Source organism: Streptomyces sp. AC512_CC834 (assembly GCF_019049325.1).
In the GTDB taxonomy this organism is placed as follows: domain Bacteria; phylum Actinomycetota; class Actinomycetes; order Streptomycetales; family Streptomycetaceae; genus Streptomyces.
Map to the genome: position 1 here is coordinate 37,182 of NZ_JAGMUO010000029.1, position 19,432 is coordinate 56,613.

The 19,432-nt window shown below is 72.0% G+C and carries 21 protein-coding genes; 6 read left to right on the forward strand and 15 right to left on the reverse strand.

Annotated elements, in window-relative coordinates:
- Nucleotides 1–341: 341 nt before the first annotated feature.
- The gene (glnII, locus tag KUM40_RS11290; RefSeq protein ID WP_217165658.1) at nt 342–1,382 is read right to left on the reverse strand and encodes a glutamine synthetase; all 1,041 of its coding nucleotides are present in this window, start codon (nt 1,380–1,382) and stop codon (nt 342–344) included.
- A gap of 135 nt (nt 1,383–1,517) precedes the next feature.
- Nucleotides 1,518–2,045, reverse strand: a complete 528-nt coding sequence (locus KUM40_RS11295) for a MarR family transcriptional regulator (protein ID WP_254394938.1) — start codon at nt 2,043–2,045, stop codon at nt 1,518–1,520.
- A 115-nt stretch (nt 2,046–2,160) separates the two neighbouring features.
- On the opposite strand from KUM40_RS11295, the gene KUM40_RS11300 reads away from it, so the two are divergent.
- Complete coding sequence (locus KUM40_RS11300) at nt 2,161–3,063, forward strand: alpha/beta fold hydrolase (protein WP_217165659.1); 903 nt, start codon at nt 2,161–2,163, stop codon at nt 3,061–3,063.
- A 3-nt stretch (nt 3,064–3,066) separates the two neighbouring features.
- Here the strand turns inward: KUM40_RS11300 and KUM40_RS11305 are convergent, their stop codons facing one another.
- On the reverse strand, nt 3,067–3,687 hold the full coding sequence (locus KUM40_RS11305; protein WP_217165660.1) for a septal ring lytic transglycosylase RlpA family protein: 621 nt from the start codon (nt 3,685–3,687) through the stop codon (nt 3,067–3,069).
- Between the two features lie 109 nt (nt 3,688–3,796).
- Entirely contained in the window at nt 3,797–4,156 is a 360-nt protein-coding gene (locus tag KUM40_RS11310; protein ID WP_217165661.1) for an arsenate reductase family protein, read from the reverse strand.
- Between the two features lie 175 nt (nt 4,157–4,331).
- Here KUM40_RS11310 and KUM40_RS11315 point away from each other — a divergent pair, with 175 nt between their 5' ends.
- Nucleotides 4,332–4,646, forward strand: coding sequence for a hypothetical protein (locus tag KUM40_RS11315; RefSeq protein ID WP_003976610.1), 315 nt, complete (start codon nt 4,332–4,334; stop codon nt 4,644–4,646).
- 102 nt (nt 4,647–4,748) lie between these two features.
- Here the strand turns inward: KUM40_RS11315 and KUM40_RS11320 are convergent, their stop codons facing one another.
- The 4 genes from KUM40_RS11320 to glnA form a co-directional block, all read right to left on the reverse strand.
- Nucleotides 4,749–5,336: a hypothetical protein gene (locus KUM40_RS11320; protein WP_217165662.1), complete on the reverse strand. Its 588-nt coding sequence runs from the start codon at nt 5,334–5,336 to the stop codon at nt 4,749–4,751.
- A gap of 17 nt (nt 5,337–5,353) precedes the next feature.
- Nucleotides 5,354–6,274, reverse strand: coding sequence for a zinc metalloprotease HtpX (htpX, locus tag KUM40_RS11325; RefSeq protein ID WP_217165764.1), 921 nt, complete (start codon nt 6,272–6,274; stop codon nt 5,354–5,356).
- 69 nt (nt 6,275–6,343) lie between these two features.
- Nucleotides 6,344–6,604, reverse strand: coding sequence for a hypothetical protein (locus KUM40_RS11330; RefSeq protein ID WP_217165663.1), 261 nt, complete (start codon nt 6,602–6,604; stop codon nt 6,344–6,346).
- Between the two features lie 183 nt (nt 6,605–6,787).
- Nucleotides 6,788–8,197 (reverse strand): type I glutamate--ammonia ligase, encoded by a 1,410-nt coding sequence (gene glnA, locus KUM40_RS11335; RefSeq protein ID WP_217165664.1) that lies wholly within the window; start codon nt 8,195–8,197, stop codon nt 6,788–6,790.
- Between the two features lie 220 nt (nt 8,198–8,417).
- Here glnA and KUM40_RS11340 point away from each other — a divergent pair, with 220 nt between their 5' ends.
- Entirely contained in the window at nt 8,418–8,885 is a 468-nt protein-coding gene (locus KUM40_RS11340) for an RDD family protein (protein ID WP_217165665.1), read from the forward strand.
- 127 nt (nt 8,886–9,012) lie between these two features.
- Here the strand turns inward: KUM40_RS11340 and KUM40_RS11345 are convergent, their stop codons facing one another.
- The 4 genes from KUM40_RS11345 to lipB form a co-directional block, all read right to left on the reverse strand.
- Nucleotides 9,013–9,717 carry a DUF4191 domain-containing protein gene (locus KUM40_RS11345; RefSeq protein ID WP_217165666.1) on the reverse strand — a complete coding sequence of 235 codons (705 nt, stop codon included), beginning with the start codon at nt 9,715–9,717 and terminating at the stop codon, nt 9,013–9,015.
- Nucleotides 9,718–9,808: 91 nt separating this feature from the next.
- Nucleotides 9,809–10,039, reverse strand: a complete 231-nt coding sequence (locus KUM40_RS11350; protein ID WP_217165667.1) for a hypothetical protein — start codon at nt 10,037–10,039, stop codon at nt 9,809–9,811.
- 232 nt (nt 10,040–10,271) lie between these two features.
- Nucleotides 10,272–11,225: a lipoyl synthase gene (lipA, locus tag KUM40_RS11355; RefSeq protein WP_217165668.1), complete on the reverse strand. Its 954-nt coding sequence runs from the start codon at nt 11,223–11,225 to the stop codon at nt 10,272–10,274.
- A 154-nt stretch (nt 11,226–11,379) separates the two neighbouring features.
- Entirely contained in the window at nt 11,380–12,189 is an 810-nt protein-coding gene (lipB, locus tag KUM40_RS11360; RefSeq protein ID WP_217165669.1) for a lipoyl(octanoyl) transferase LipB, read from the reverse strand.
- A 235-nt stretch (nt 12,190–12,424) separates the two neighbouring features.
- Between lipB and KUM40_RS11365 the strand changes: the two genes are divergently transcribed.
- The gene (locus KUM40_RS11365; RefSeq protein WP_217165670.1) at nt 12,425–13,888 is read left to right on the forward strand and encodes a regulator; all 1,464 of its coding nucleotides are present in this window, start codon (nt 12,425–12,427) and stop codon (nt 13,886–13,888) included.
- An 88-nt stretch (nt 13,889–13,976) separates the two neighbouring features.
- Here the strand turns inward: KUM40_RS11365 and KUM40_RS11370 are convergent, their stop codons facing one another.
- Nucleotides 13,977–15,380 (reverse strand): NAD(P)/FAD-dependent oxidoreductase, encoded by a 1,404-nt coding sequence (locus KUM40_RS11370; protein ID WP_217165671.1) that lies wholly within the window; start codon nt 15,378–15,380, stop codon nt 13,977–13,979.
- Nucleotides 15,381–15,632: 252 nt separating this feature from the next.
- Complete coding sequence (locus KUM40_RS11375) at nt 15,633–16,535, reverse strand: TIGR01777 family oxidoreductase (protein WP_254394939.1); 903 nt, start codon at nt 16,533–16,535, stop codon at nt 15,633–15,635.
- 72 nt (nt 16,536–16,607) lie between these two features.
- On the opposite strand from KUM40_RS11375, the gene KUM40_RS11380 reads away from it, so the two are divergent.
- Nucleotides 16,608–17,096 carry a GNAT family N-acetyltransferase gene (locus KUM40_RS11380; RefSeq protein ID WP_217165672.1) on the forward strand — a complete coding sequence of 163 codons (489 nt, stop codon included), beginning with the start codon at nt 16,608–16,610 and terminating at the stop codon, nt 17,094–17,096.
- A 43-nt stretch (nt 17,097–17,139) separates the two neighbouring features.
- On the opposite strand, the gene KUM40_RS11385 is transcribed toward KUM40_RS11380, so the two are convergent.
- The gene (locus KUM40_RS11385) at nt 17,140–18,324 is read right to left on the reverse strand and encodes a MarP family serine protease (protein ID WP_217165673.1); all 1,185 of its coding nucleotides are present in this window, start codon (nt 18,322–18,324) and stop codon (nt 17,140–17,142) included.
- A gap of 161 nt (nt 18,325–18,485) precedes the next feature.
- Between KUM40_RS11385 and KUM40_RS11390 the strand changes: the two genes are divergently transcribed.
- Nucleotides 18,486–19,376, forward strand: a complete 891-nt coding sequence (locus tag KUM40_RS11390; protein WP_217165674.1) for a peptidoglycan recognition protein — start codon at nt 18,486–18,488, stop codon at nt 19,374–19,376.
- Nucleotides 19,377–19,432: the final 56 nt, after the last annotated feature.

Consider the following 19,432-nt stretch of genomic DNA (forward strand, 5'->3'; position numbering starts at 1 on the left):
GGACGTACGTCGTGCGCACCGGCGGCAGGCGCAGAATGCCTGGGATGTGCGGCTTTCTAGCGGGCCGGCGCGATCGTCGCGCGGCAACACACCCGGTCGAAGTCGTCGTGCTGACGGGAGGGCCAGAAGGGCTCGAGGTCATGGCGACCCGTCGCTGCGTACTTCCGGAAGCTGGCCATGGGCCCATTGAAGCAGACGGCGGCGCGGGACAGGAGACTCCTCTCACTGCGTGGACGCCGACTGGCGCGAAGTAGTAGGTGTGGGCGGCCCGGTCACCGCCGCAGCGCGAAAGGGCGTCCACCGCGACGGTGGACGCCCCTTCGGAGCGGGGTGGGGCCGGGTCAGACCTGGCCGGCCTTCTCCAGCGCCGTGCAGCAGGTGTCGACGAGCAGGCCGGTCACCACGTAGGGGTCGACGTTGGCGTTCGGGCGGCGGTCCTCGATGTAGCCCTTGCCGTCCTTCTCGACCTGCCACGGGATGCGCACCGAGGCGCCGCGGTCGGAGACGCCGTAGGAGTACTCGCTCCACGGGGCGGTCTCGTGCAGGCCGGTGAGGCGGTCGTCGATGCCGGCGCCGTAGTGCTTGACGTGGTCCATCGGCTTGGAGCCCTCACCGAGCGACTCGCAGGCGGTGATGATCGCGGCGTACCCCTCGGGTCCTTCGCGCATCGTCTTGGTGGAGAAGTTGGTGTGCGCGCCCGCGCCGTTCCAGTCGCCCTTGACCGGCTTGGGGTCGAGGGTGGCGGAGACGTCGAAGTCCTCGGCGGTGCGGTAGAGCAGCCAGCGGGCCACCCAAAGCTGGTCGGAGACCTCCAGCGGGGACAGCGGGCCGACCTGGAACTCCCACTGGCCGGGCATGACCTCGGCGTTGATGCCGGAGATGCCGAGACCGGCCTTCAGGCAGTTCTCCAGGTGCGCCTCGACGACGTCGCGGCCGAAGATCTCGTCCGAGCCGACACCGCAGTAGTAGCCGCCCTGCGCGGCCGGGAAGCCGCCCTCGGGGAAGCCGAGCGGGCGGGCGCCCTTGAAGAAGGTGTACTCCTGCTCGATGCCGAAGATCGGCTCCTGCGCGGTGAACCGCTCCGACAGCTCGGCAAGCGCGGCGCGGGTGTTGGTCGGGTGCGGCGTCATGTCCGTGTCCAGGACGTCGCACAGCACCAGGATGTCGTCGCCGCCGCGGATCGGGTCGGGGCAGGAGAAGACCGGCCTGAGCACACAGTCCGAGGAACTGCCCTCGGCCTGGTTGGTGGAGGAGCCGTCGAAGCCCCAGATCGGCAGGGCGTCCAGACCGGCGGGGGCGGCCGTGATGATCTTCGTCTTGGAACGGAGCTTGGCCGTCGGCTCGGTGCCGTCGATCCAGATGTACTCGGCCTTGAAGGTCACGGGGGCCACATCCTTCGGGGTGGGTCTGGGCGCACTCGCGGGTGCTGCGGCGCTGGGCGGCTGGGGCGCCGCGTCTACGCCGTGCAGCGTGCCAACAGGCGATTTCCCGTCCGTTGCCCGTATGTGAACCCCGTGTTACCTGGGGTTGTTGTGGTGCGGCTCACCCGGGAGGGCGGGGTCCGGGTGCCCCGAGCCGTCCTCCTCGGCCGCCTCCCGCACCCCGGTCAAGAAGCCCCTGACCGCCGCCGTTTCCCGCTCGTCGTATCCGCGCAGCAGCTCCACCGCCCGCCCGATCAGCGGTCCGAAGGCGGACCAGCCGAGGGCGACCGCCCGCTCGTCCACCTCGACGGTGACCCTGCGCCGGTCCCGCTCGTCACGCACCCGCCGCACATGGCCGGCCCGCTCCAGCCGGTCGACCAGTGCCGTCGTCCCCGCGGAGTTCAGTCCGAGCGCGGCGCCCAGCCGCCCGGCGGTCATCTCCTCACCCGCCCGGGAGGCGTCCATCAGCGCGATCAGCGCGCGGACGTCGGTGGGATGCATGCCGTTGCGCTGCGCGAACCGGGCGGTGTGCGCGCCCAGTTCGACGGCGACCGCGCGCAGCAGATGGACGATTTCCATCTCCGGTTCCATCTCCGGTTCCATCTCCGGTCCCTGGTCGGGCATGCGGGGCGCCCCTTCCGGCTGTCGTCTCGCTCGACACGTATCTCGTTCGGCGAGATAATACCGGAGAAGCAGAGAGCGGAAGCAGGAGAACCGAGCGAAACAGGGGGCACCGTTCATGAGCGCTCGCGGTCCGTACGACGCCGGCCGTTTCCACGACGCCTACGACAAGGTCATGGCCAAGTGGCCGGCGCCGCGCGAGGCGCTGACCGTGCCCACCCCCTTCGGTGAGACGCACGTCAACGTGACCGGCCCGGCCGACGCCCCGCCGCTCGTCCTCCTGCCGGGCGGCGGCGCGGCGACCTCCGCCTCCTGGTACGCGCAGGCCGCCGAGCTGTCCCGCACCCGCCGCGTGTACGCCGTCGACCTGATCGGCGCCCCCGGCCGCAGCACGCCGGCCGGCGACCGCCACCCCCGTACGGTCGCCGACCTCACCGGCTGGCTCGACTCGCTCCTCGACGGACTCGGCATCGAGGCGACGGACCTCGGCGGGCACTCCTACGGTGCCTGGATCGCCCTGCACTACGCCCTGCACCACGCCCCGCACGCATCCGGCCGGGTACGCCGCCTGTTCCTCCTGGACCCGACCCAGTGCTTCGCCGGGTTCAAGGCGGCCTACCTGCTGCGCGCGCTGCCGATGCTGCTGCGGCCCACGCCCCGCCGGATCCGCGCCTTCCTGGACTGGGAGACGGGCCCGGCCCCGCTCGACGCCGACTGGCTCACCCTCCAGGAGGCCGCCGTCGGCTTCCCGGCCCGCAGGCCGGTGACCGGACCGCGCCCGGCCCCGGAGGCACTGCGCGGACTGGAGGTGCCGGTCCTGCTGCTCCTGGCCGGGAACAGCAGGACCCATGACCCCGCCGAGGTGGCGGCCAGGGCGAAGGCGCTGCTGCCGAACGTGGAGACGGCCGTCCTGCCGGACGTGTCCCATCACGCGCTGCCGCAGTCCGCGCCGCCCGGTCTGGGCCGCCGCCTCGGCGACTTCCTCGCCGGGCCGGGTGACCTCGCCGGGTCGGGTGACTGAGCCTCACCCGACCTTCTCGATCAGCGCCCGCCGGATCAGGAAGCTGCCCTCCTCCCTGACCTGTTCGAACGCCGCGTTGTTCAGCAGCGCGCAGCTTCCCGAGACCGAGTTCACCTCGACCGTCGTGGACTTGTTGTTGTCGAGGTTGGTCACCTTGAGCTTGGTCCCCACCGGGAACTGGTTGCTGGAGGCGGCGGGCGCGCCGCCCTCGCCGGAGAGGGTGACGGTGGAGCCGTCGCAGACCTGCTCCCCGGCCTGCGCGGCGCCTCCGGCAGGGGGCTGCGTGGCCTGGGAGTCCTGAGCCGACTCCCCGACCGCGCACCCGGACGCCTCCTGCTTGCGCTCGATCTCCGCGACGACGGCCTCGCGGTTCGCGATCCTGGCCTCGGACTGTGCGTCGGGATTGGCCCGCTGGCCCTCGATGAACCGCTGGTTGTTGCCGAGCGCGGTGGCCAGGCCCTGGCAGACGCCCGAGTCCTGGGCGGCCTTCGTCTGCGCGTTCTGGGTGGTCTGCGCGGCGTTCGAGGCGTTCGCCATGACGAAGGCCCCGCCGCCCGCCACCGTCGCCGCGCCGGCCAGCAGCGCGATCTTCTTCTTCGTGCCGAGACTTCTCCTGCGCGACATGCGCGCCTCCTGAAGAGGTAGGGGAGCGTACGGCGCTATGTACGAGATACCGAACGGAGTTGCTCAGCGGTCGCCTCGACGTGCGCACGTAACCTGCGTCACACCGCCTCTACCGGGACAGAGCGTCCCGGACCGCCTCGTCGGTGCGGCCCACGACGGCCGTTCCGTCGTCCGCCGTGATGATCGGGCGCTGGATCAGCTTGGGGTGTCCGGCGAGCGCGTCGACCCAGCGCTCGCGTGACGCCTCGTCACGCGGCCAGTTCTTCATACCCAGTTCCCTGGCGGCCGCCTCCTGGGTGCGGGTGATGTCCCACGGTTCGAGGCCGAGACGGGTGAGCACCTCGCGGATCTCGTCCGCGCTCGGTACGTCCTCCAGGTAGCGGCGGACGGTGTAGTCGGCGCCCTCGGCGTCGAGCAGACCGACCGCGCTGCGGCACTTCGAACAGGCCGGATTGATCCAGATCTCCATGGCGCACACGGTAGCCCGAGGCTCGCGAAAACCCGTTCTCCCCATGCGTCACAACCACCCCGAAAGCCCTTGTGGCCAGGGGCTTTTGTCAGTGGGGGGCGGTAAAATAGAAGCAGTGTTCGAGGGTGTCGCCGGGAGGTCCGGACGGCGCCCTGACCGCGACAGGAGGATGCCCGTGCCCGCTGCCGCACTGAAGCCGAAGCCGTTGCCCACCCAGTCAACCGCCAAGCGGCCCGTCCTGCTCGACCTGCCGTACGAACCCGTGGAGAAGCGTCCGCTGCCGGCGGGCCGCCCCCGCGAGTGGTACGTCACGCACAACCGCCGGCTCAAGGCGATGCGGCTTGCCATCGCCCTGCTCGACTCCGGCGTCTACCTGCCCAACCAGGCGCGCAACGAGAGGATACGGAGCGCCGCGCTGACGATCGGCGTGCACCCGCCGTCGGACACCACGTGCCACATGGTGCGGGCGTTGATGCGGTACTCGCGGTGAGCGGAGCGCAGGGCGCCGTTCGTTTCGCGGCGCCCTGCGCTCGTCTCGCCGTGGCTGGGAATGCCGACCGGCGACCGGTCCGACCGGCGACCGGTCAGACGCTCACAGCCCGGGCGCGCCCCACACGGGGAACCAGCGGCCCAGGTCGCCCTCCACCGGCAGTTCGTCGGCGAGCACCGCCCGTATCCGCAGCTCCAGCGTGTTGTCCCGCTGCTGCCGGTCTCCGGGCAGGGGCGCGAAGGGGTAGAACGTGCCGCGCTTGTAGAGGTAGACCAGTGCCAGCCGGCGCCCGTCGTCGGCCGCGAAACCGGCCAGGGAGCAGAGCAGCCGCGGGCCGAAACCGCCCGACTCCAGGGTGCTGTTGACCGCGTGCAGGTCGTTCACCAGCACCGGCAGCTCGCCCGGGGAGCGGTGCGAGACCAGCCAGGAGTAGCCGTAGGAGTCGTGGGTCAGCTCCACCGGGGTGCGGCCGGTGCGGCCGGCGTCCGCGTCCAGCAGGTCGCGGACCTCGCGGTGCGTGCGCTCGAAGGCGGCGCCCTCGACCGTCGCGAAGCACACCGCCCCCTGCCCGGTCGGCGTGAAACCGGCCGCGGCCTCCAGGCTCACCGCCGCCGAGGGCAGCGTGAAGAGCCGGTCGAGGTCGGGTGCGACGGCCCTGGTCCGGCCGAGCAGGATGTCCAGCAGCCCCATGTCCGCCCCTCCCGCCCTCAGGCCTTACCGGGGGCCCCGGGGGCGGTCGCCTCACCCAGCTCGGCGGAGATCCGCCCCAGTTGGTCGAGCCGCTGCTCCAGGCTGGGGTGGGTGGCGAAGAACCGTCCGAGGCCCGGCTCGGCGCCGAAGGCGGGGGTGAAGTAGAACGCGTTGAAGGCCTGGGCCGTGCGCAGGTCCTTGGTCGGGATGCGGGCGATGTCGCCGGTGACCTTGGTGAGGGCCGCCGCCAGGGCCGAGGGACGCCCGGTGAGCAGGGCCGCGGCCCGGTCGGCCGCCAGCTCCCGGTACCGGGACAGGGCCCGGATCAGCAGGAAGCTGAGCGCGTACACGGCCGCGGAGACGCCCATCACGACCGCGAGGACGGCCATGGTGTTCTGGTCCCGCCGGCCGAAGAGCTGGGAGTAGAAGGCGAACCGCACGATCAGCCCCGCGATCACGCCGAGGAACGACGCGATCGTGATCACCGCGACGTCCTTGTGCGCCACGTGCGACAGCTCGTGCGCGAGCACACCCTCCAGCTCCGCGGGATCCAGCCGCCGCAGCAGCCCCGTGGTGACGCAGACCACCGCGTTGTCCGGATTCCGACCGGTCGCGAAGGCGTTCGGCATCTCCATCTCCGAGACGGCCACCACCGGCTTCGGCATGTCGGCCATCGCCGCCAGCCGGTCCACCACCCCGTGCAGCTCCGGATACTCGTCCCGCTCCACGACCCGGCCGCGCATCGCGAACAGCGCGATCCGGTCGGAGAACCAGTACTGCACCCCGAGCACCGCCGCCACGATCACCACGACCAGCACCCAGGACTTCAGCACCACGATCAGCGCGGCGACGAACCCCACGTACAACAGGCCGAGCAGGAACAGCGTGATCCCCATGCGCACGGTCAACCGCCGGTCACTCCGGAAGCGGCTCTGCATCTGCATCACCTCACAGTCGGGCACTCGTCCCGATGTCCAGTGTGCACCCGGCGCAGGCGCTGGCAGGCCCTAGTAGGGCGCCCGGAAGTTGATGTACCCCAGCAGAACGATTACCGCGGCCACGCAGCCGAGCACCACGACGGTGGACACCCACGACGACCGGCGTCCGGAGCCCACGTGCTCGGGGTCGGGGCGGAAGGGGACCGGCCCGGGAGGGTTCTCCTTCCAGCGCGCGGCGAGCATCCGGGCACGTGCGGACGGCTCCTTGTGCTCGGCGCCGTCCGCCCACCTCAGGTCGTACTCGCGCTCCTCGTCGTCCCGCTCCGGCATCTCCGGCACTCTCCCCGTCCCCCTGGACTCGAACAACCGTGTCAGTGGACATCATTCCGGCACGTGTACGTCCTGTGAAGGGTTTTCGGCCACGCACGGCGGTAGCCACGCACGATGGCGCCCCCGCCCCCTGGGAAGAGGGGACGGGGGCGCCGGATGGCTCAGGCGTCGATCACGCGTCGGTCACACGTCGAAGTACATCTCGAACTCGTGCGGGTGCGGACGGAGCTGAAGCGGGGCGATCTCGTTGGTGCGCTTGAAGTCGATCCACGTCTCGATCAGGTCCGGCGTGAAGACGTCGCCCTGGAGGAGGAACTCGTGGTCGGACTCGAGACGGTCGAGGACCGCGCCGAGGGAGGTCGGGACCTGCGCCACGTTCGCGTGCTCCTCGGGAGCCAGCTCGTAGAGGTCCTTGTCGATCGGCTCGGCCGGCTCGATCTTGTTCTTGATGCCGTCCAGGCCCGCGAGCAGCAGGGCCGAGAAGGCCAGGTACGGGTTGCCGGAGGAGTCCGGGGCGCGGAACTCGACGCGCTTGGCCTTCGGGTTCGAGCCGGTGATCGGGATACGCATCGCGGCCGAGCGGTTGCGCTGCGAGTACACCAGGTTGATCGGCGCCTCGAAGCCCGGCACCAGGCGGTGGTAGGAGTTCACCGTCGGGTTGGTGAAGGCCAGCAGCGACGGGGCGTGGCGCAGGATGCCGCCGATGTAGTAGCGGGCGGTGTCCGACAGGCCGGCGTAGCCCTGCTCGTCGTAGAAGAGCGGCTCGCCGCCCGACCACAGCGACTGGTGGACGTGCATGCCCGAGCCGTTGTCACCGAAGATCGGCTTCGGCATGAAGGTCGCCGTCTTGCCGTTCTTCCACGCCACGTTCTTCACGATGTACTTGAAGAGCTGGAGGTCGTCGGCCGCGGCGAGCAGCGTGTTGAACTTGTAGTTGATCTCGGCCTGGCCGGCGGTGCCCACCTCGTGGTGCTGGCGCTCGACCTGCAGGCCGGACCGCTCCAGCTCCAGGGAGATCTCGGCGCGCAGGTCGGCGAAGTGGTCGACCGGCGGGACCGGGAAGTAGCCGCCCTTGTAGCGGACCTTGTAACCGCGGTTGTCCTCGATGGCGCCGGTGTTCCAGGCGCCGGCCTCGGAGTCGATGTGGTAGAAGGACTCGTTCTCGCGGGTGGCGAAGCGGACGGAGTCGAAGACGTAGAACTCCGCCTCCGGACCGAAGAACGCCGTGTCGGCGATGCCCGTGGAGGCCAGGTACGCCTCGGCCTTCTTCGCCACGTTCCGCGGGTCGCGGGAGTACTGCTCGCCCGTGATCGGGTCGTGGATGAAGAAGTTGATGTTGAGGGTCTTGTCCCGGCGGAACGGGTCGACGCGCGCGGTCGACAGGTCGGGGCGCAGGGACATGTCCGACTCGTGGATGGCCTGGAAGCCGCGGATCGAGGATCCGTCGAAGGCCTGCTCGGCGTCGGGGTCGAACGCCGTGGCGGGCAACGTGAAGTGCTGCATGACGCCCGGCAGGTCGCAGAACCGGACGTCGACGAACTTGACGTCCTCGTCCGCGATGAACTTCTTGACGTCGTCGGCGTTCTGGAACATCCAGCTCCTCCTACTCCCGACCGTCCCGCCGGGGTGGTAGATCGTTTGTGCGACCAGTGCGGGTGGCACACGCTTCGACGACCCTAGGGACGGGTGATTTCTCTGGCGTGACCCATTTGTTTCGCAGAAGTTAACCGGCTCCCTCCTCAGCCTAGGCCGGATCAGGGGCCCGCACACCCCGCCGTTCTCGGTACGTATACGGGCGCAGTACCGTGGTCGGGTGGACAACAGGCAAGCAATCGGATCGTGGCTTTCCGGCCCGCGCGCGGCCATCGAAGAGTCCGGCGCCGATCTCGGACACCGGGGCGAGCAGCTCGGTCTGCCCGCGGAGGGGCCGGGTTCGATCGCCCGTCCGGGCCGCCGGATCGGCGCCCTGGCCGTGGACTGGGCCCTGTGCCTCCTGATCGCATACGGCCTGCTCACGGACGGCTACAACCAGGCGACCGGCAACTGGGCGCTGCTGATCTTCTTCGTGCTGAGCGCGCTCACCGTCGGCACGGTCGGTTTCACCCCCGGCAAGCGCCTCTTCGGCCTGCGGGTCGTGGACCTCGCCACGGGCCGCCCCAACGCGCTGCGCACCCTGCTGCGCTCGGTGCTGCTCTGCCTCGCCCTCCCGGCGCTGATCTGGGACCGCGACGGCCGGGGCCTGCACGACCGGCTGGCCCGCACCGTGGAAGTCCGGATCTGACGCGTCTCGCGTTCTACGACTCTTGTGACGCCGGTACGGCCAGAGGTGTCGGGTACGGCCAGAGGGGGCGGCCCGAGTGATCGGGCCGCCCCCTCTCGCCGTACCGACGTCGCGGAGTCCTACGGGGTCAGCGCTGCCTGGGGTTGCCGCCCCGGGGCATGCGCATGCCCTTGGGCATCGGGCCCTTGGGCAGCGGCATGTTGCTCATCAGGTCGCCCAGGGCGCGCAGCCGGTCGTTGGTCACGGTGACCTGCGGGCCGCTGAGGACGCGGGGGAGCTTGAGCATGGTCGTGCGCAGCTTCTTCAGCTCGACCTGGCCCTCGCCGGTGCCCACGAGCAGATCGTGCACGGGCACGTCGGACACGATGCGGTTCATCTTCTTCTTCTCGGCCGCGAGCAGGGACTTCACCCGGTTCGGGTTGCCCTCCGCGACCAGCACGATGCCGGCCTTGCCGACCGCGCGGTGCACCACGTCCTGACTGCGGTTCATCGCCACCGCGGGTGTCGTCGTCCAGCCCCGGCCGATGTTGTCCAGCACGGCCGCCGCGGCGCCCGGCTGTCCCTCCATCTGACCGAAGGCCGCCCGCTCGGCCCGGCGCCCGAACACGATCGCCGACGCGAGGAAGGCGAGCAGCAGGCCCAGGATGCCGAGATAGATGGGGTGACCGATCAAGAAACCGATCGCGAGGAGGACACCGAAGACGACGATGCCGACACCCGCGAGCACAAGACCGATCTTCTTGTCGGCCTTGCGGGTCATCTTGTAGGTCAGAGCGATCTGCTTCAGTCGCCCGGGATTCGCAGCGTCCGCTGCAGGTTCCTTCCTCGCCATGGCACGAAGTCTACGTGCCCCCGAAAGCGCCGACGACGGCAGTGTCCGGCCGTCGGGGGCGGGAGCGAGGCCGCGGTGGCGCGGGGCGGGGTCAGGGGCGGCCGGCGACGGACTGCCGCAGCGCGTGCTCCGTCTCGACCCGGTCCTTGGCGCGGCGGCGGTCCTCGAGCACGGAGGTCCAGGCGTTGCGCCGGGCGGTGCGCTGGCCGCTGCTCATCAGCAGCGACTCGACGGCCCGCAGGGCGGTGGTGAACGACGGGATGGCGGTGGCGCGGACGGTCGTGGCGCGGACTGCGGTGGCGCGGACGGGCGCGGCCTGCATCGTGGAGGTCCCCCCTCGGTACGGCTCCGGGCACGGAGACGGGTGTACGTGGCGTGATACCAGGGTCACTGACTGGTGTTACCAGGGCGTGACCCGCCGGTCAAACGGACATGAAGCCGCGATGCCGGGGCCCACGACGGGCTCGCGGCCCCGACCGGTGCCCTCAACTGCGAGGACGGTCGGGGCCGCGGAGTATCGGCCATTACTGGCCAGTAGTGACTTGTGCGTGAATTCACACGGTGGCGGAGCGGCGCTGCTCCATGGCCATCCCGTAGAGCCGTCCGGCGCGGTACGAGGACCGCACCAGCGGACCCGACATCACGCCGGAGAAACCGATCTGCTCGGCCTCCTCCTTCAGCTCCACGAACTCCTGCGGCTTGACCCAGCGCTCCACGGGGTGGTGGCGCACGGACGGGCGCAGGTACTGCGTGATGGTGATCAGCTCGCAGCCGGCCCCGTGCAACTGCTGCAGCGCCTCGCTGATCTCCTCGCGGGTCTCGCCCATGCCGAGGATGAGGTTCGACTTGGTGATCAGACCGTAGTCGCGGGCGTCGGTGATGACCTGCAGCGAGCGGTCGTAGCGGAAGCCGGGGCGGATGCGCTTGAAGATCCGCGGGACCGTCTCGACGTTGTGCGCGAAGACCTCGGGGCGGGAGTCGAAGACCTCCCGGAGCAGCTCCGGCACCGCGTTGAAGTCCGGGGCCAGCAGCTCGACCTTGGTGCGGCCGGTCTCGCGGTCGGCCGTCTGCTCGTGGATCTGGCGCACAGTCTCCGCGTACAGCCAGGCGCCGCCGTCCGGGAGGTCGTCGCGGGCGACGCCGGTGATGGTGGCGTAGTTCAGGTCCATGGTGACCACGGACTCGCCGACGCGGCGCGGCTCGTCGCGGTCGAGCGCCTCGGGCTTGCCGGTGTCGATCTGGCAGAAGTCACAGCGCCGGGTGCACTGGTCGCCGCCGATGAGGAAGGTCGCCTCGCGGTCCTCCCAGCACTCGTAGATGTTGGGACAGCCGGCTTCCTGGCAGACCGTGTGCAGGCCCTCGCTCTTCACGAGGTTCTGCATCTTCGTGTACTCGGGGCCCATTTTCGCCCGGGTCTTGATCCACTCGGGCTTGCGCTCGATGGGGGTCTGGCTGTTGCGGACCTCGAGGCGCAGCATCTTGCGTCCGTCGGGTGCGACTGCGGACACGACCGGCTCCCTAGCGTTTGATTCTTCGGCGTTCTTCAGGGTACGCCCGTTGATTTGTTGGTCGGCGTTGGTGCTGGCCTTGCTGGGGGCTGCCGCCCCCAGGCCCCCGCTTCGGCCTGAACGGCCTCGTCCTCAAACGCCGGACGGGCTGGATTTATGCCACCGGTGTCTTCTCGATCACCCGGGGCTTCAGGTCCGCGTTCTCCAGGACGGCGCGCAGGTGGCGTTCCGCCACCGGGAGTACCTCGTCGATGGTGACGTCGCGGCCGAGTTCGTTCGCCAGGGAGGCGACGCCCGCGTCGCGGATGCCGCACGGGATGATCCGGTCGAACCACTTGTTGTCCGGGTTCACGTTCAGCGCGAAGCCGTGCATGGTGACGCCCTTGGCGACCCGGATGCCGATCGCGGCGATCTTGCGGTCCTCGCGGCGCTGCCCGGCGTTGGACGGGGCGTACTCGGGTCCGTTCATGCGGGGGTCGAACTCGTCGTCGGTCAGGCGGGGGTCGAAGTCCAGGGAGAGTCCGCCGAGAGCCGGGCGCTGTGCCGTCTCCTGTTTGGGTTCACCGAGGACCCAGACGCCACTGCGGCCCTCGACCCGGCTGGTCTCGAGGCCGAACTCCGCACAGGTGCGGATCAGGGCCTCCTCCAGCCGCCGTACGTGGGCCACCACGTCCACCGGGCGGGGCAGCTTCTGGATGGGGTAGCCCACCAACTGGCCGGGACCGTGCCAGGTGATCTTGCCGCCGCGGTCCACGTCGACGACCGGGGTCCCGTCGAGCGGACGCTCGCTGTCCTCGGTGCGCCGGCCGGCGGTGTAGACCGGCGGGTGTTCGAGGAGCAGCACGGTGTCGGAAACCTCGTCGGCGAACCGCGCGGCGTGCACCCGGCGCTGCTCGTCCCACGCCTCCTGGTACTCGACGCGATCGGCACCGAACCCCATTCGGACGAACCGCAGCTCACTCACGGCAAGTGCCTCCCTGGAAGGTCGTAAGGCACGAACCGTGCCCACGCCACTGTACGACCGCCCGCTCGCCGTCAGCCGGGCGGGCAATCCTCACACGATCGGATGAATGCCGGGCGAACTGTGCGATCGGACGCTTACTCTCCGCTACATTCACGCCGTTCACGAGGCCATAAGGGCTGCTCACAGGCGCTCCGGGCACATCGAACGCCCGGAAGGCAGGAGACCGCACCGCACCATGACGGAACGACCCGCGCAGCGCACCCCAAACCGCCAGCTCACCGCGCTCATCGCCGAAGCGGGGTTCTCCAACGCGGGTCTCGCGCGTCGCGTCGACCAGCTCGGACTCGAACACGGCCTGGACCTGAGATACGACAAGACGTCCGTCACCCGGTGGCTGCGCGGACAGCAGCCCCGCGGCACCACCCCGGCCCTGATCGCCGAGGTCTTCACCCGGCGTCTGGGCCGCCGCCTGACCGCCCAGGACCTCGGCCTGGACGCCTGCGCGCCCGTCTACGCGGGGCTGGAGTTCGCCGGGAGCCCTCAGGAGGCGATCGACATCGTCGGCGGTCTGTGGCGCAAGGACTCCGGCAGCCACGCCGAACTGCGGAAGATCGCCTTCACCTCGGCAGGGCTCGTCGTGCCCAGCCGCGACTGGCTGATCGGCCGCGCCGACGAGAAGGTCGCCCGCACCGAGGTGCCCGTCCGCATCCCCGCGCAGGGCCGCCCCGCGCCCCCCGGGCTCGCCGTGCCGCTCGACCCCTCCCGGCGCCGGGCACCGGCCGAGCGCGGCCCCGGCCAGCGGGTCGGCGGCGGCGACCTCGCCGCGCTCCGCTCCGTCGGCGAGCTGTTCCGCAGCCTCGACGACCGGTACGGCGGCGGCCACGCCCGCCAGGCCCTCGTGCGCTACCTGGAGCACGAGCTGGAGCCGATGCTGCGCGGCACCTACGGCGAGCAGACCGGCCGCCGGCTGTTCGCCGCCGCCGCCGACCTGACCCGGCTCGCCGGCTGGACGTCGTACGACATCGCCGCGCACGGACTCGCCCAGCGCTACTTCGTGCAGGCGCTGCGGCTGTCGCAGGCGGCGGCGGACCGGGCGTACGGCTCGTACGTGCTGGTCACCATGAGCCGCCAGGCCGTCTATCTGGGGCACGGACGCGAGGCCGTGCAGCTCGCGCGGGTCGCGCAGCAGGGCGTGGGCACCTCCGCGCCGCCGGTCGTGCAGACGCTGCTGCACGCCGCCGAGGCGCGGGCGCACGGCCTGCTCGGCGAGGTGCGGGCCTGCACCGCGGCCCTGGTGCGGGCCGAGCGGGCGCTGGAGACCGCCCGGCCGGGCGACGAGGTGCCGCACTGGGCGCGGTTCTTCGACGAGGCGCAGCTCGCCGACGAGTTCGGGCACTGCCACCGCGACCTGCAGCAGTTCCGCGCCGCCGCCCAGCACGCGGAACGCTCGCTGCAACTGCGCGCCCCCGTCTACGCCCGCAGCCGGCTGTTCTGCCGGGTGGTCCTCGCCACCGCCCGCCTCGGCCTCGGCGAACTCGACCAGGCCTGCCAACTGGCCGCCGAAGCGGCCGGTCAGGCGGCCGAGATGCGCTCGGTACGGGCCACCGAGTACGTCCGCGACTTCGAACGACGCCTGGAGCCCTACCGGGACGCCCCTCCGGTTCGGGGGTACCGGGACAAGGTGGCGGCACTGGGGTAGCGACAGACCGCAACAGACCGCAACAGACCGCAACAAAGCGTGGCAGAGCGTGGCAGAGCGCGGCAGGCCGCGACGGGCCGCGACCCCCCTAGGCCGCGTGGGCCGTCGTCACCGGCTCCGCGGTGTGCATCGGCCGGCCCGCCCCCAGGTCCGTCAGGATCGCCGCCGAGGCCCGGTGGCCCGAATACAGCGCGCCCTGGGCGGTACTGGTGTCGCGGTGGTCGCCGCACACGTACAGGCCGGCCAGGAGGCGGACCGGGCGGCGCGGGTCGTGCGGTGGGCGCATCGCGGGCACCGCCTCGGGCGTGTGGTGCACGGCGAGGGTCTCCCAGCGGGTGGTCGGGGTGCCGTACAGGCGCGAGAGGTGGATGCGTACGGCGGTGTCGACGTCGGACGGGGGAGGGCCGAGGACCGTCGACGAGACGAGGGCGCGACCGGCCGGCGCGCGGGACGGGTCCACCCGGCTGACCACCGCCGTGTGGGCGACCGGGCCGCCGCGGTCCGCGTCGAGCAGCAGGGAAGCGCCGGTCGTCGGCGGTTCGTCGGTCGTGTGGTGCACCACCGTCACCGGGTGGAAGTCCGGCACCCGCAGCCCCGGCAGCAGCTCGGCCGCCGCCCGGGCGTCGGTCGCCACCAGGACGGCCCGGCACCGGATGACACCGTGCTCCGCGGTGGTCACGGCGTTGGTCGCGACCGAGGTGACGCGGACGCCGGTGTGCACGGTGCCCGGCGGCAGCGTCCGCGCGAGCTGCTCCGGCAGGGCCTCGGCGCCGCCCTCGGGCAGGGCGAGCCGCCCGCCGGCGAAGGCGCGCAGCGCGAGGTCCGCGCACCGGCTTGAGGTCGTCAGGTCCGGGTCGCACAGCAGGGCGGCGAGCAGCGGACGCAGGAAGCCGTCGATCGTGCGGGCCGGCAGTCCGCGGGCCGCCAGCGCCCGGGCGGCGGGCAACTCCGGGCGGGCCAGCAGCCGTTCGGCCGGAGTATTCGCGAGCCGGGTCAGCGCGGCACCGAGCCGGGCCTGGTCGACCGCGGTGCCGAGCGGGGCGCCCGCGCGGGTGCGGGGCGTGGTGGCGGGCCGTCCGGACGCGCCGGGCACGTGGATCGTGCGCCGGGGCGTGGGTATCGACCGAGGGGCGCTCGTGAGGGCGCGCACTGCGTGAAGTGCGCCCCTTGCGCTCCGTACGCCCACCGGGGCGCCCGCACGGTGGTGACGGCCCTCGCTGTGCAGCAGGACCCCGGGCGCGAAGGGCAGCAGCGCGAGGCCGTCGAGCCCGGGGGTGCGGCGCAGTTCGGGGTACGCCGTGGACAGCAGTTGTGCGATTCTGTCGAGCCGGAAACCGTCGACCTTCTCGGTGGCCATCCTGCCGCCCACCGTGTGGGCGGCCTCGAGGACCGTTGTCGTCACTCCTGCGCCGGTCAGCCGATGCGCCGCGGCGAGTCCGGCGATCCCGGCTCCCACGACGACGACGTCCGCCTGGTACGCGGGCTCAAGCACGTGCCCCTCCTAGAGGTTGCGCGGCCGCTGGAGACGTCATGCCCCCAACCGGCTTGAGGGATACCCGAGTTCGAGACGAGGTTAGGACCCAGAACGGCCAACGGAAGTCGCACGGAGACAGAGCACGGTCGCACGGCGGTCGCATACGGTCGGAATGCGGACGGAATGCGGTCAGGAGGCAACCGAAGGCGTCGCTCCCGCAGGCGCCACATCGCCCCGCCCCGCCCCATCCCGCCCCACCCTCACCTCACCTCACAGCGCCGCCCGGATCGCCCCGTCGATCTCCGGGAACGCGAAGCGGAAACCCGACTCCAGCAGGCGGGCCGGGAGGACCCGGGCACTGCCGAGGACGTCGCCCGCCATCTCGCCGAGCGCGGCACGCAGCACCGGCGCGGGCACCGCGAAGGGCGTCGGCCGGTGCAGCACCCGCCCCATCGCCACGGTGATCTCACGGTTCGTCAGCGGGCGCGGGGCGGTCAGATTGAACGGGCCGGACAGGTCCTCGCGGTCCATCAGGTGCCGGATCGCCGCCACCTCGTCGTGCAGCGCCACGAAGGACCAGTACTGCGACCCGTCGCCCAGCCGTCCGCCGAGCCCCGCCCGGAACAGCGGGAAGAGCCGGCCCCAGGCGCCGCCCCCGCGCGCGACGACGAGCCCGGTCCGGGTGAACACGGTCCGCACGCCCGCCTCCAGGGCGGGCGCCGCCGCGGCCTCCCACTCCACGCACAGGGACGGCAGGAAGCCCTCTCCCGCGGGCGCGCTCTCGTCCACGGCCCGGTCGCCGGTCTCCCCGTAGAAGCCCATCGCGCTGCCGTTCACGAAGACCCGCGGCGGCCGCTCCAGCGAGGCGACGGCCTCCGCGAGCGCCGTCGTGCCGTGCACCCGGCTGCTGCGCATACGTGTCTTGTACGCGTCGGTCCAGCGGCGGTCGCCCACCCCGGCCCCGGCCAGATTCACCACGGCGTCGCAGCCGGCGAGTCCGGCCGCGTCCACCCGCCCGTTCTCCGGGTCCCACCGGACCTCGTCCGCGCCCTGGGGCGCGCGCCGCACCAGGCGCACCACCTCGTGCCCGTCCGCGGTCAGGGACCGCACCAGTGCGCTGCCGATGAGACCGGAGGCGCCGGCCACCGCGATGCGGGAACGTTCCAAGTCCATGCGCCCATCCTGCCGGGTGGCCGCGGAAAAACCCCGGACCGGCCCCCGCCACCGCGTCGTACAGTGATCGTCATGCCAGCCCCGCACATACGCCCTGCCAGGTCCGAAGACGAGGAACCGCTGCGCCGGCTCGACCGCGACACCTGGTCCCACCTGCACGCCGTCGACCCCCCGCCCGGGCCCGACGCGCCCTTCTTCCGCGAGCATTCGGGTCCCGGCGACCACCTCGTCGCCGAACTCGACGGCACGCTCGTCGGCTACGTCCGCCTCGGCTTCCCCACCGAACTGGCCTCCAACGCCCACGTACGCCAGATCCGCGGCCTCGCCGTCGCCGACGCGGCCCGCGGGCACGGCGCCGGGCGCGCCCTGGTCCGCGCCGCCGTCGAGGAGGCCCGGCGCCTGGGTGCCCGGCGCATCACCCTGCGCGTCCTCGGCCACAACACCGCCGCACGGAAGCTCTACGAGTCCGAGGGCTTCGTCGTCGAGGGCGTGCAGCCGGAGGAGTTCCACCTCGGCGGCGCGTCCGTCGACGACGTACTGATGGGCCGGTTCCTGACGTGACCGGCCGGGCCCGCGCCCAGGGCGTGAGTGGCCGCGCCCGCGCTCAGGACGTGACCGGGTCGCCCGTGTCCACCGGCTGCGTCGCGTCCGCCGCGCTCCGCGCGTCGGCGGCCACCTCGGCCGCCGTCAGCACGTAGCCGGTCTCCGCGTCGGAGGTGGAACGGGCGAACACCACGCCGTACACCCGGCCGTCGGTGGTCAGCAGCGGTCCGCCCGAGTTGCCGGGGCGGACCGTGGAACGGATCGAGTAGATCTCGCGGGTGACGTTCTCGTCGTTGTAGATGTTCTGTCCGGTGGCGCGGATCCGGTTCGCCACCGTCGCCGCCCGCAGATCCAGGTCGCCGTCCTGCGGATAGCCCGCGACCACCGCCGCGTCGCCGCGCGCGGCGTCCTCGTCGAAGCGCAGCACCGGCGCGGTCAGGTCCGGGACGTACAGCACGGCCACGTCCTTGTCCGGGTCGAAGAGCACCACCCGCGCCCGGTGCTCGGGACCCACCCCGCCGACCCGCACACCCGGGTCGTCGATGCCGGCCACCACATGGGCGTTGGTCATCACGTGCTCCGGCGCGTACACGAAGCCGCTGCCCTCCCGGCCCTGGGTGCCGGCGACGCCCTCCACCTTCACCGTGCTGAGCTTGGCCGCCCTGGTGGCCGCCGCCGTGACACTGTCCCCCGAGGGTTCGGCGACCTCGGCGGCCGACTCGTTCTCGAACGGGTTGAAGACCTGCGGGAACCCCGCGTCGGCCAGCGCGGACGTCGCCCCCGAGAACCACGCCGGGGTGGTGTCCGGCATCACCCGCTGCACGGCGCCCAGCAGCGTCGAGTCCCGGATCGCCGAGGTGAGCAGCGAGGACGAGGAGGCCGCCAGGACGCTCGCCGCCACCCACGCCACGATCAGCGCCGCCGCCGAGTTCGCCACCGCCCCGCCGACGCCGTCGGCCACCCTGAGCGGACCGGCGTCCAGTTCCCGGCGCAGGCGCAGCGCGAGACGCCCCGCCAGCTCGTGGCCCACCATCGCCGGCAGCAGCACCGTGACCACCGCGGTCACCGTCGCCGCCGTCGAGCCCGCCGCCACCAGATCCATCACCCACGGCAGGATCCACACGCCGAGCACCGCGCCGCCCACGAAGCCCGCCAGCGAGACACAGCCGGCCACCAGTCCGCGCCGGTAGCCGGAGACCGCGTAGACCAGCACCACCAGCGCCAGCACGATGTCGAGCAGGTCCACGCGAACCGCCTTTCTACCGGACCCCGGGACCCTCAGTACGTGCCGTACCGGCTCGGTGATCAGCCTTGGGCGCACGATTGTCCGAAAAGCGGCCACCGCCGCGGTCGGGCTCGTGCGAGCGGGTGTGTGCGGTCACCTCTGAAACGCCGTGGACCAGGACGATGGTTCCACCGGGTGGCACACCCCACATCGCGGACAGACCGGATCCGCCGGACAGTGGGTCCATGCGAGTCTTCCGAGGACCGCGCGGAGCCCGGGAGCGACGTGCCGCCCGCATACCCGGCGCCCACCGGGCACCGGTGGCGGTACGGGCGCTGCTCGGCGCTCTGCCCGGGCTGGCCGCCGTCGCCGCGCTGGCGCTGTGCGCGAGAGGTGTGGAGCAGGCGGCCGAGACACAGGCCGCCGAGGCCGCCCCGGCCGCCGCCGCCGACCCGTACGCAGCGCCCCGGCCGCCGATCGTGCCCCGGTCGGACTGGCTGGGCGACGCCGCCCGCGCGCAGCCCGCCCCGCGCTACGACGACCGGGTCCTCGCCGTCTTCGTCCACCACACGGACACGCCGAACGGCTACGACTGCGCCGACGTGCCGGCCATCCTCCGCGGTGTGTACCTCGGCCAGACCGGCGCCCGGGACTGGGACGACATCGGCTACAACTTCGTCGTCGACCGCTGCGGCACCATCTACGAGGGCCGGGCCGGCGGCATCGAGCGGCCCGTCACCGGCGCCCACACCCAGGGCTTCAACCACCGCACCACCGGGATCGCCGCCCTCGGCACCTTCACCGCGGGGGTGCCCGTGCCCGACGAGCTGACCGACGCGATCGCGGCCGTGGCCGCCTGGAAACTCGGCGAGAGCGGCACCGACCCGCGCGCGAAGGTCGCCCTGGTCTCCAGCAACGGCCTCAGCCGGTACGCCGCGGGCGCCACCGCGACCCTGCCCGCCGTCGCGGGCCACGACGACGGCTACCAGACGAGCTGCCCGGGCGCGGCCCTCACCGCCCGCCTGCCGGACATCAGGGACACGGCGGCCCGCCTCCAGGGCCGCTCCGGATGAACCCACCCGGGCGGCCCACTCCGGGCACTCCGGTGACTCCGGTCGCTCGGGTCACT

Bases quoted from the DNA above. Each gene is read 5' to 3' on its own strand.
- KUM40_RS11295 (WP_254394938.1), bottom strand. From the start codon at position 2,045: ATGCCCGACCAGGGACCGGAGATGGAACCGGAGATGGAACCGGAGATG.
- KUM40_RS11300 (WP_217165659.1), top strand. From the start codon at position 2,161: ATGAGCGCTCGCGGTCCGTACGACGCCGGCCGTTTCCACGACGCCTAC.
- KUM40_RS11305 (WP_217165660.1), bottom strand. From the start codon at position 3,687: ATGTCGCGCAGGAGAAGTCTCGGCACGAAGAAGAAGATCGCGCTGCTG.
- KUM40_RS11310 (WP_217165661.1), bottom strand. From the start codon at position 4,156: ATGGAGATCTGGATCAATCCGGCCTGTTCGAAGTGCCGCAGCGCGGTC.
- KUM40_RS11320 (WP_217165662.1), bottom strand. From the start codon at position 5,336: ATGGGGCTGCTGGACATCCTGCTCGGCCGGACCAGGGCCGTCGCACCC.
- htpX (WP_217165764.1), bottom strand. From the start codon at position 6,274: ATGCAGAGCCGCTTCCGGAGTGACCGGCGGTTGACCGTGCGCATGGGG.
- KUM40_RS11330 (WP_217165663.1), bottom strand. From the start codon at position 6,604: ATGCCGGAGCGGGACGACGAGGAGCGCGAGTACGACCTGAGGTGGGCG.
- glnA (WP_217165664.1), bottom strand. From the start codon at position 8,197: ATGTTCCAGAACGCCGACGACGTCAAGAAGTTCATCGCGGACGAGGAC.
- KUM40_RS11345 (WP_217165666.1), bottom strand. From the start codon at position 9,717: ATGGCGAGGAAGGAACCTGCAGCGGACGCTGCGAATCCCGGGCGACTG.
- KUM40_RS11350 (WP_217165667.1), bottom strand. From the start codon at position 10,039: ATGCAGGCCGCGCCCGTCCGCGCCACCGCAGTCCGCGCCACGACCGTC.
- KUM40_RS11365 (WP_217165670.1), top strand. From the start codon at position 12,425: ATGACGGAACGACCCGCGCAGCGCACCCCAAACCGCCAGCTCACCGCG.
- KUM40_RS11375 (WP_254394939.1), bottom strand. From the start codon at position 16,535: ATGGACTTGGAACGTTCCCGCATCGCGGTGGCCGGCGCCTCCGGTCTC.
- KUM40_RS11380 (WP_217165672.1), top strand. From the start codon at position 16,608: ATGCCAGCCCCGCACATACGCCCTGCCAGGTCCGAAGACGAGGAACCG.
- KUM40_RS11390 (WP_217165674.1), top strand. From the start codon at position 18,486: ATGGTTCCACCGGGTGGCACACCCCACATCGCGGACAGACCGGATCCG.